The sequence below is a fragment of the Enterovirga sp. genome (assembly GCF_028290205.1).
In the GTDB taxonomy this organism is placed as follows: Bacteria; Pseudomonadota; Alphaproteobacteria; order Rhizobiales; family Beijerinckiaceae; genus Enterovirga.
Genome location: NZ_JAQGKF010000222.1, coordinates 1 through 2639 on the forward strand (window position 1 = coordinate 1; position 2639 = coordinate 2639).

5 protein-coding genes are annotated in these 2639 nt (G+C 69.9%); 1 reads left to right on the plus strand and 4 read right to left on the minus strand.

All coding sequences use genetic code 11. From position 1 onward, the window contains the following. The 3 genes from JWR86_RS15415 to JWR86_RS15425 all read right to left on the minus strand — a co-directional run. Positions 1-453 (minus strand): hypothetical protein (locus tag JWR86_RS15415; RefSeq protein ID WP_299567203.1); only part of this gene is annotated, 453 nt, incomplete at its 3' end. A 49-nt stretch (positions 454-502) separates the two neighbouring features. Next, positions 503-1081: a YbjN domain-containing protein gene (locus tag JWR86_RS15420; protein WP_299567205.1), complete on the minus strand. Its 579-nt coding sequence runs from the start codon at positions 1079-1081 to the stop codon at positions 503-505. A gap of 183 nt (positions 1082-1264) precedes the next feature. Continuing rightward, on the minus strand, positions 1265-1510 hold the full coding sequence (locus JWR86_RS15425; RefSeq protein WP_299567207.1) for a hypothetical protein: 246 nt from the start codon (positions 1508-1510) through the stop codon (positions 1265-1267). Here JWR86_RS15425 and JWR86_RS15430 point away from each other — a divergent pair. Beyond that, positions 1509-1814: a hypothetical protein gene (locus tag JWR86_RS15430; RefSeq protein WP_299567209.1), complete on the plus strand. Its 306-nt coding sequence runs from the start codon at positions 1509-1511 to the stop codon at positions 1812-1814. The genes JWR86_RS15425 and JWR86_RS15430 overlap by 2 nt on opposite strands. Positions 1815-1906: 92 nt before the next feature. Here JWR86_RS15430 and JWR86_RS15435 read toward each other — a convergent pair whose 3' ends face one another. After that, complete coding sequence (locus JWR86_RS15435; RefSeq protein WP_299567211.1) at positions 1907-2503, minus strand: hypothetical protein; 597 nt, start codon at positions 2501-2503, stop codon at positions 1907-1909. Positions 2504-2639: the final 136 nt, after the last annotated feature.

Sequence of the window (2639 nt, forward strand, 5' to 3'; positions counted from 1 at the left end):
GACCAGGAAGGGGCCGAGCAGCCCGTATTGCAGGCTTCGCTCGGGGCCTTCGGAGGCATGCTGGCCGCCGATGGCGGGCAGTTCCGTAACCGACCCGGCGCGGAGCAGCAGCTCCCTGAACTCGCGCAGCGACGGGCCGTCGTGCTCTCCGGCGGCCAGGAAATCGCGTTCGTAATCGGCTCGCGGCATCGGCAGCACGACCGCAAGCGCCCAACCCGGCGGCGCCGCCTGCGCGGCTATGCGGTCCGCCCCTTCCGCAAGCGGGCTCAGGAGGCGGACGGGCGGTCCGGGGGAGCGGAGCCGCTCCTTCCGCGAGCGGGCCGCGCCATCGATCGCCCGGAGGGTCCGGGCGAGGGTCTCGGCAAGGCCCGCCCGGTTCTCCGGAGCGAGCCGGTTCAACCGGTGGCCGGTGATGCCGACCCGGAGCGCCCTTCGCGGGTTGGGGAACCTCATGCGGCGCTGGCTCCAGGCCCGCGCAGCGGGCCTGGCGATCCGGCCGACCCTACTCGGGGGTGAACTCCGACAGCCACTTCAGCGACGAGCCGAACAGCGACGTCGTCTGCGTGATGTGGGCCGGTGCCACCCCGCCCGACAGGTGGGTGTCCAAGCTCAGGACCAGCGAGCCTTCCTTGTCCAGGAACACGCGGCTGAACCGGCGGTCGCGGTTGTAGGCGTTGAGGTAGTTGCCGTCGATCGAATCGCCCGCCTGGAAGAAGGCGAAATAGGCGATGCTGGAGCAGCCGGTGCCCTGGCAGCCCGTGAAGATGCCGACCACCTTGAAGCCGTTGAGCTCACCCCGGAAGCCCTTGGTGCCGCCGTCGAGGTTGAGCGACTCGCCCTTCTGAAGTCCGCCCGCCTGAAGCAGCCGCATCGCCTGTTCCGGCACGATGCTGGTGATGGTGCCACCCGCGCCGCCCGCCGGAGCGCCCTGGGACGGAGCGCCCTGGGACGGAGCGCCGCCCTGGGACGGCTGGCCGCCCTGGACCGGTCGGTCCAGGCGGATGCCCTGGCTGTATGCTGCGCCTGCCACGGAGACGGCGAGGCCCAGGCCCGCCAGCGCTGCGATCGCTCGTGACTTCATGTGACAGTTCCTCGCGAGACAAGTGCCGCGCCGAAATCGCGCAGCACTTTCATTCACTCGATCACCGTTCTGGCGCAAGACCCCGTCCCGCCGCGAAACGGGTCTCTTGTTGCCGCACGTCTCGCGATAATTCCTTGAGGGGGCCATTGAAAGGCCCAATTGCCCCGTATAGTGACGGTCAGTTCAGAGGGCAGGCGCCGCTCTGTTCAGAGGGCTGACTTCCATGCGCAAGTTTTCGGTCGCCGTTGTTTGTGGTCTCGCCTCGATGACCTTTGCCGGTGCGAGCAGCGCCCAGACTTCGAGTGATCTCTCTTCCGCGGCGACGGCCAACAGCCTGTCGTCCCACACGTCCTCGTTGTCCGCTTCGTCGAAGAACTCGATCAAGCTCAACACCGCCGCGACCGAGACCGATCTGTTCGCCAACGCCATGAAGCGGACTTCCGGCGGCACCTCGGCCGCGCTGAAGAGCGCCGGCACGGGGTCGGACGTCATGAACGGCAAGCTCGCCAAGGCTCCGGCGGGCCCTGCTTCGGCAGAGGACAAGCTGTTCAAGAACGCCCTCCCGGCGGGCGGCAGCGTGTCGAACGCGCTCAAGGCCAACACGTCGGGGTCGAACGACACCTCCGGCAGCGTCAACGCCTTTGCCGGCGCGGCTCTCCTGGGCCCGGCCAATGTGGGCAACGCGCTCGGCGCGGAGCGGTCGAACGTCACCAATCAGCGTCTCGGCAAGTAACGCCAAGGTGTTTCGGACCCGGCACGCGCTGCGTGTCGGGTCTTTTCATGCCGGAACGGCACCGGGCGCGGCGCCGCTCCGGGACTGCTCCGCTAGGGCACCAGGTCGCCGCAGCCGAGCTTGACGTTGCCGTCGCACAGCCCCGTCGCGGTCGTGGCAAAGGCGCAGAAGCCGCCGCCGCCGTCCCGCACGTCGAGCTTGTCGCGGCTCTTGCCGGCCAGCGCCGAGACGCAGATCGCCGGTGCCCCGATGGAGGCGCCCGTAAGCTTGCCGGACATCGTGAACCCGACATAGCCGTCCGGCTGGGTAACCTTGGTCACCGGCAACTGGCCCGTGCTGGCCTCCTGGCCCCGCTTCACCGCCTTGATCAGCCCCGCGCCCGTCGTGCTCGTGCCCTCGAACCCGACAGCCGCCTGGTAGGTATAGGTCTCGCCGCCTGAGCGGAGCCCGAAGGCGAACAGAAGCGTGTTCGGATTGCCGTCGATCTGCTGGGCCTTGAAGGGGCCGGGCTTGTCGACCTCCGCGATCGGAAAGCCCTCGTCCGTGGTGCCGCCCGCCGCGCGCGGGCCCGGGGCGGGGCTCGGTTTCGGGCCCGGGGCGGGGCTCGGGGCCTCCGGACTCGGGGTGAACACGCCCGCCGACCACAGGGTCGCCATCCCGACCGCCAGCACGATGGGAATGCTCAGCACCCATTTCATCGAGGAAGAGCCCGCGCCTGCCGCGGCCGGGGCGGCGCCTGGCAAGGGCAGCGGCCTCACGCCACCGGCGCCCGGAAGCGGTTGCACGCCGGGCAGCGGCTGGACGGCGCCGGGGAAGGGCTGCACG

Excerpts from the sequence above, each read along its gene's own strand:
- JWR86_RS15420 (WP_299567205.1), bottom strand. The coding sequence starts at position 1,081 with ATGAAGTCACGAGCGATCGCAGCGCTGGCGGGCCTGGGCCTCGCCGTC.
- JWR86_RS15430 (WP_299567209.1), top strand. The coding sequence starts at position 1,509 with ATGAAGCGGACTTCCGGCGGCACCTCGGCCGCGCTGAAGAGCGCCGGC.
- JWR86_RS15425 (WP_299567207.1), bottom strand. The coding sequence starts at position 1,510 with ATGGCGTTGGCGAACAGATCGGTCTCGGTCGCGGCGGTGTTGAGCTTG.